4 protein-coding genes and 1 tRNA gene are annotated in these 6,363 nt (G+C 47.2%); 1 reads left to right on the top strand and 4 read right to left on the bottom strand.

Annotated elements, in window-relative coordinates; translation table 11 throughout:
- Positions 1-232: 232 nt before the first annotated feature.
- A complete protein-coding gene (locus QUA54_RS26480) occupies positions 233-358 on the top strand; it encodes a hypothetical protein (RefSeq protein ID WP_333417129.1) in 126 nt (41 codons plus the stop codon).
- A gap of 221 nt (positions 359-579) precedes the next feature.
- Here the strand turns inward: QUA54_RS26480 and QUA54_RS26475 are convergent.
- The 4 genes from QUA54_RS26475 to QUA54_RS26460 form a co-directional block, all read right to left on the bottom strand.
- Positions 580-661 (bottom strand) — tRNA-Leu (locus QUA54_RS26475).
- Between the two features lie 223 nt (positions 662-884).
- Complete coding sequence (locus QUA54_RS26470) at positions 885-1,595, bottom strand: peptidoglycan-binding protein (RefSeq protein ID WP_333417127.1); 711 nt, start codon at positions 1,593-1,595, stop codon at positions 885-887.
- 634 nt (positions 1,596-2,229) lie between these two features.
- Entirely contained in the window at positions 2,230-4,650 is a 2,421-nt protein-coding gene (locus QUA54_RS26465) for a sucrose synthase (RefSeq protein ID WP_333417126.1), read from the bottom strand.
- Between the two features lie 129 nt (positions 4,651-4,779).
- On the bottom strand, positions 4,780-6,303 hold the full coding sequence (locus tag QUA54_RS26460; protein ID WP_333417124.1) for a carboxypeptidase M32: 1,524 nt from the start codon (positions 6,301-6,303) through the stop codon (positions 4,780-4,782).
- Positions 6,304-6,363 lie beyond the last annotated feature (60 nt).

The following is a 6,363-nucleotide window of genomic DNA, read 5'->3' as shown; positions in this document are numbered from 1 at the left end:
GAATTTAACAGGCTTCTCAATTCACATATCATTTTCAGTCTTTTTTGTCAACTCCTAATACTGAACCGACGCCCTAGGCACCAAAACCAAAGAAACCGGGTTTTTTCCCTTTTCTACGGCTGTAACGCGTCTTCTGGGCAAAAACCAGGTTTCTGGGCACCCGCGCATAATCTGATTGCGCTCGCCAAATTTTCACTCTTAATACAGCCTCACGCTTTCAATCATCGGTTTGATGAGCAACAATGAGGCGATCGATTTCTTCGTGATGGCGATCGTAATAACGCCAAGCATTCTCTCTTCTCAAACTCTGGCACAAGAAGCACTAGCTGACAGTGAAACCGAAGGATTTGGACTATGAAAAGATTGCTGAGAGCGAGGAAGTGCGAGGGATAAACTTTGAGTTGCTGTTATGCTGTATTAATCTGGTTAATCATCTTGATGCTATCAAAACTTTTCAGCAAGCACTCAAGAACGATTAAAATAAGTAAGGGTTTTCAACTCAGATTGAGTATCAAGCCACATAAAAAATACGCCCCCGACAATAGGTGGGATTGTCTGTTTTAATATAAAAATTTTAAGTGCGGATAAAAGGACTTGAACCTTCACTCCTTTCGGAACCAGAACCTAAATCTGGCGCGTCTGCCAATTTCGCCATATCCGCATTTTGAGATTTAAATACTATAGCACACAACAAAGCGATCGGTCAATCGATTTTAGATTTTAGATTTTAGATTTTAGATTGAAGAAAGGGACCCACTGATAAATCCGCAGGCTGATAACCAAATTGCTCGATCGCTCAACATCGAGAAACCCGGTCATTTTTGGACACCGGGTTCAATCATGAGTTATCGCCACAGCAATTTTCCGTATTTTTCACTCGTCGCTTACTTTTGGCCCAGCGCCTTCCAGGTTGTGTCGTCCACCATGCCGTTAGCCATCAAGCCCTTATACTGCTGAAAGTTCTTGACAGCCGAAGCAGTGCGAGCGCCAAAAATGCCGTCGATGGGGCCCGGATCGTAACCCTGTATTTCCAAACGCACCTGTAGCGTCTTCACCTTGGAACCGACAGCGCCTTTATTTAGAAGAGTTGGAGGATTGCCGGGAACAGCAGCATTGCTCAGAATTGGAGCATTGCTCTGCACAGTTTCAGGAGCTGCCGCCGGATCTGCTGCTAAAGCTGTCCAAGTTTCCTTGTCCACAATGCCGTCTGAGTTCAAACCCTTAGACTGCTGAAAGGCACGAACCGCCGATGTAGTCCGAGAACCGTAGGAACCGTCGATCGTCCCCACCTTGAAACTGTGCACCTGCAACCGCTGCTGTATGGCTGCAACTTCTGGCCCGTCAGCTCCCGCCGAGATAGTTTTTTCCTTTCTCACCGGCGGCTTCTCGCCCGCGTAAAAAGGCTTGTTAAACATATCTGCTTGGGAATTTTCCTCGGGCGATGCTGACGCACCCGGATCGGCGGGAGCCGTAAAGTCTCTGCGGTACTGTTCCTGCACCAAGGGTTGGGAATCGAAAGCAGCAGTTGCCTTTCTGGTCAAGGCCGGAGCGAGCAGAGCGAGCAAGCTGAAAATCGTAACAGTAGTCACACGCATAAATTTCATCCTGTTAGTGAGGTTTGACAAGGTTTCCCTGTTTTCTAGTTTCTAAATCTAATTGTATTACCCGGACTGCTTTATGAGACATATAGCAGAAGCAAGAAGGAAGAATCCCCTTCGACTTGGCGATCGGGTAAATAGAAGTCCGAAGAAAGGGGTAATCGACCGCATTGGTTTGAACCCTTAAAAAGCTCCTAAGCGTTTGGCGCGGTTGCTATATCTGCCCTGGCCTCTAGAAGAGAAGTTGGGCAATGGAGACACCAGCACTCAGAAGTTGCGAGTTAGAAGTTACGTGTTAGAAGTAGGGGCCGGTTCGCACTATTCCTAATAAACCCGGTTGATTCCGAAATGTTTCGTTACCAAAGCCAATATTTTCGTATAAACCACGTCTTTCAGCCTCAGTCTTAGGGTACAAAACCAGCGGTTCTTCACAAATCTTTACAGGCGGATTTTGTACAAAGTTGCTCTATGAGAGGCTAAGTTTTTTCCTTCAACCCCGCCGTAATATCAATTCCGGTTGTATCGGAATTATTAAACCGCTCTTGACGCAGAGGATAAGGAGAAACGGAAGAGAGACATGAATAATTTCGATGCCAACCTATTTGATATAAAAACCAAAACTCGCCACCACTTATCGGTTTGCGTGTTCGGCCAATAAAGCCTTGGCTCTTGGCTTGTAAATTAGATAAAACAGCGATTCTATGTAGCGGAGCATATCTTCGCGGTTTTCCTTGGATGAGTAGTTCCAGAAACCGTAAGTCCGGGCCAGCGTCAGCAGCTTGGTAGTGTGAATTTCCCAAGTATACGTGCTGTAAACTCGGTCAATTCCTCGCGTTGAAATTTCATACCAATAGTTGGGATTTGGTTCGCACTTCGATAAAAAATCTAGAATTTTTTGGGCGGTTTCCGAGTGGTTATTCGGGTTGATATAAAACCCATTTACGCCATCTTGAATGATTTCCAGCGGGCCGCCAAACTGCGTCCCGAAAGTGGGAATGCCGGTAATCATTGCTTCGAGAATTGTCAAGCCAAAAGCTTCAAATAATGCTGGCTGAACAAATATACCTTGGGTGTCGGCGATTACCCGGTAGATTTCGCCGGACAGGCTTTTGGAAAGCCTCACTCCCAGCCAGCGAATTTTACCGTGAAGGTTGTATTGGTCGATAATTGCGTAAAGCTTTTTAATTTCTTCTGCTTCTTCGTGGTCTTCGGTTTCTTCGACCCGCAGCTTGCCAGCTACTAGAATTAAGTTGCATTTTTCTTGCAATTCCTGGCTTTTTCCAAACAATTCTGCTAAGCCTGTCAGGTTTTTAATGCGATCGAGCCGGGCCATCGAAAATAAAGGGCGCTTTTGCGGGTCGTCGAGTTTTCCAAAGACGTGTTCCGGGTCTTCTAGAGTAAACAGCAGTTCGTTGAGCCGATCGCGATCGCCTTGCACCCGGTCTTCTATCCGCGTGTAGGGAAAGTACACGCTTTCGTTGACTCCCGGCGGCACTACGTTGAATTTAGGGCTGAACAGTTCAATCCCGTTCACAACGTGGTACAAATCCGGCATGGTGAAACAATTATAAGATTCGTACTGACCGACACTATCGGGTTGGCCCACAATCTCTTGATAGGTGCTGCTGACAATACAATTAGCTGCATTCATAGCAATTATATCGGCAGTAAATTGCAGCGAAAAATGGTACTTTTCCTCTGATTCTTGCCAGTAGAGATTGCTGAACGAATATTTAGATTTTTCCAGCGCATGGGCAATATTGCACTGAGTAGTTTTGAGTTTGCGAGACAGCAAAAAGGCTACCAAGTTGCCGTCTGAATAGTTGCCGACAATTAAATCTGGTTTGCCCTGAAACTCAGCCAGCAATTCCTTTTCTGCATCGATCGCGTAAGTTTCCAAATAAGGCCAAATCTCGAATCTAGAAATCCAATTTTGAGTCAGTTTGGGATTGAACTCCCGGAAGGGAACCCGCAAAATCCAAGTATTTTCTGTGCCGTGAACTTTTTCCAAACGTTCGTTGCAGCGCGTGCCGTCGCTGTTAGGAATTAACCGGGTGAGAATAATTACTTTAGGTTTGACTCCTAAACTATCGAGACCGGCAAGATGAATGTCTTCTTGCAGTTGTTTCTCTAAACTCTTGGCTTGATCGAGGACATAAACTACCTGACCTCCCGTATCCGGTCGCCCCAAAACTCCTTCTTGGCCGAACCAGCCGTGAGGAGAAACTAGGACGATTTTGAAAATCATCGGGATGCGAGAAATAAATGCTTCTAGAGTTTGCGGATCGGGGGAATCAATTAATTCGTCAAGAATTCCTAGGGTTTCATTCACGTGGGCTGCGGTATTTCCCCAACCTGCCTCGAAACCCATCAATTGCAGAACCAGTCGAAATCTTTCGTAGGGTTCTTCTTCAGAAAGATCGCTGACAAAGGTGAGGGCTTTTTTGATTTGTTCTGAAAGTTGTTCTTGGGATTTTATGCGATCGTTAATTAGTAATTGTACGCCGTTGTAGCGGTGAATGCGCAAGAAATTAAATAGAGTTTCCTGCCACTGCCTGGGGTCTTGAAACAGTTTGCTGGACAGGTATCGGTTGAGGAATTGCACTCCTTTGCCGATGTTTTTGGGGTCGCGAATTGTGGGGGAATAATCGTAAAAAGGGGCGAAATCTAGTTCTAGAATGTCGCCTTCTTGGGGGTGAAAGTGGTTGACGAAGCGATCGCGCACGTCGAGCAATTCTTGCACTCTCATCTGCTCAACAGTCAAGTCGTCTGCAATTCGCAGTATTTCCATTGTAGCAATTTTTGGCCGCAGCAGGACGCAAAGACTGCCATCTTCGAGAATAATTTCCTGAACGTAGTAAATCAGTTTGCTTAAAAGAGAAGATTGATGAAACTGTTCGGGCTTTTCGTATTTGGTGCAGTAGGCGGCAAAAGCGTTAACTATGTCGTTTCGCAGCAAATATTTGTTGCCTAAAACCCGCAAATCGCTGACAAACTGACGCAAGTCGGTTTTTTCGTCGCTGGCGATAACAGCCTGAAAGAGTTCAGACATACATACTCCCTTATTTATGATTTTTGATTTTATCTGTAAAAAAGGGCGATACTGTTTGAGTATCGCCCTTTTTTTTTTTTGACTACTTTTTTTGTAATTTTAAAGTTGGCAATCTGAACTTGCTATCCCTCAAATGACATAAAATTCCCCGTATTTGTGGCGAATGTAACGGACAAAGGGATCGATACTTAAAGCTGAACCGGTAACGCGATCGATCAATTCGACGGCGGTGTATTTGCGGCCGTGCTGGTAGATATTTTGTTTTAGCCAGTCGTGGAGTACGGTAAAATTGCCCTGTTCTATTTCTACGGGAATTTCAGGATTGATTTTTACTGCTGTTTCGTAGAATTGGGCGCTCATCAAGTTGCCGAGGGTGTAACCTTGGAACATTCCGCCGATCGTACCAACATACCAGTGAACATCTTGCATGGCGCCATCGCTGTCGGTGGCGGGGACCACTCCCAGGTCGTTTTGATAGCGTTCGTTCCAAGCTTCGGGGAGGTCTCGCACTGGTAATTTTCCTTCTACCATTGCCAATTCTAGATCGAAGCGGATGGCGACGTGGAGGTTGTAGGTTACTTCGTCGGCGTCGGTGCGGATGAGCGATCGCGAGACTTTGTTAATTGCCCGGTAAAATGCGTCAGTGGATACGTGTCCCAACTGTCGCAAAAATACGCCTTGGAGTTGTGGGTAGAAACATTCCCAAAAACCGCGGCTGCGCCCGACCAAATTTTCCCAAAGTCGCGACTGACTTTCGTGCAGGCCGGAGGAAATGCCGCCGGCCAGAAGCGTGCCTTCAAATTCCGGGGAATTTCCGAGTTCGTAGAGGGCGTGTCCGGCTTCGTGGATGCTGCTGAAGAGTGCTTGATCCAGGTGATCTTCGTAGACGCGGGTGGTGATGCGCACGTCGTCTATGGAGAAGTTGGTCATGAATGGATGCAGGGTTGTGTCTTGGCGTCCCCGCTGGAAGTCGTACCCCATGCGTTCTACGATTGTGCGGGTGAATTCTAATTGCTGGGATTCGGGGAAGTGTTGGTGCAAGCAGGAGTCGTCGGCGGGAGGTTGGGAGGTTATGGCTTCGACTATCGGCACTAATTCTTGACGCAGTTGGGCGAAAAGCGGGCGCAGCAGGGATACTTTCATGCCGTAGTCGCTACGATCGATCAAAGGATCGGCGATGTGTTCGTATCCGGGGAAAAACTCGGCGTACTGCCTGCTTAATTCTAGGGTTTTTTCGAGATACGGCTCGACGGCTGCGAAGTTGTTGGCTGCTCTGGCCGCGGCCCAAGCTTCGTAGCAGTCGGCTTGGTGGCGGCAGAGCGCTGACATGAAGGTTGCGGGGATTCTGGCGGCGCGATCGTAGTCTCTGCGGGCGATGCGGATCAGGCTGGCTGCGGTGGAGTCGTAGGGGAGCGTTTGTTCGTAGAAACGCAAGTCTTCTAGGAGTTCACCAATTTTGGGGTCGGTAAATTTTTCGTGGGATATTTGTTTGAGAGTTGCCAACTGGCGGCCTCTGGCACTTGCACCTTTGGCGGGCATATAAGTTGATTGATCCCAATGCAGCAGCGACGAGGCTGATTCGATGTCGTTAACTTCTCTGAGGTGGGCTGCCAGTTGAGCGAATTTTGCTTGAGTTTTGTCTAGGGTTTGCATGATTGGGGTTTATGGTGCTGTTTTGCCTACAAAGGTTGCAGTGCGGCATCCGTATCCATC

The sequence above is a fragment of the Microcoleus sp. MOSTC5 genome (assembly GCF_036701825.1).
Classification (GTDB): domain Bacteria; phylum Cyanobacteriota; class Cyanobacteriia; order Cyanobacteriales; family Microcoleaceae; genus Microcoleus; species Microcoleus asticus.
Note: the sequence above shows the minus strand (reverse complement) of the source record. Positions and strands in the feature narration are given on the sequence as shown.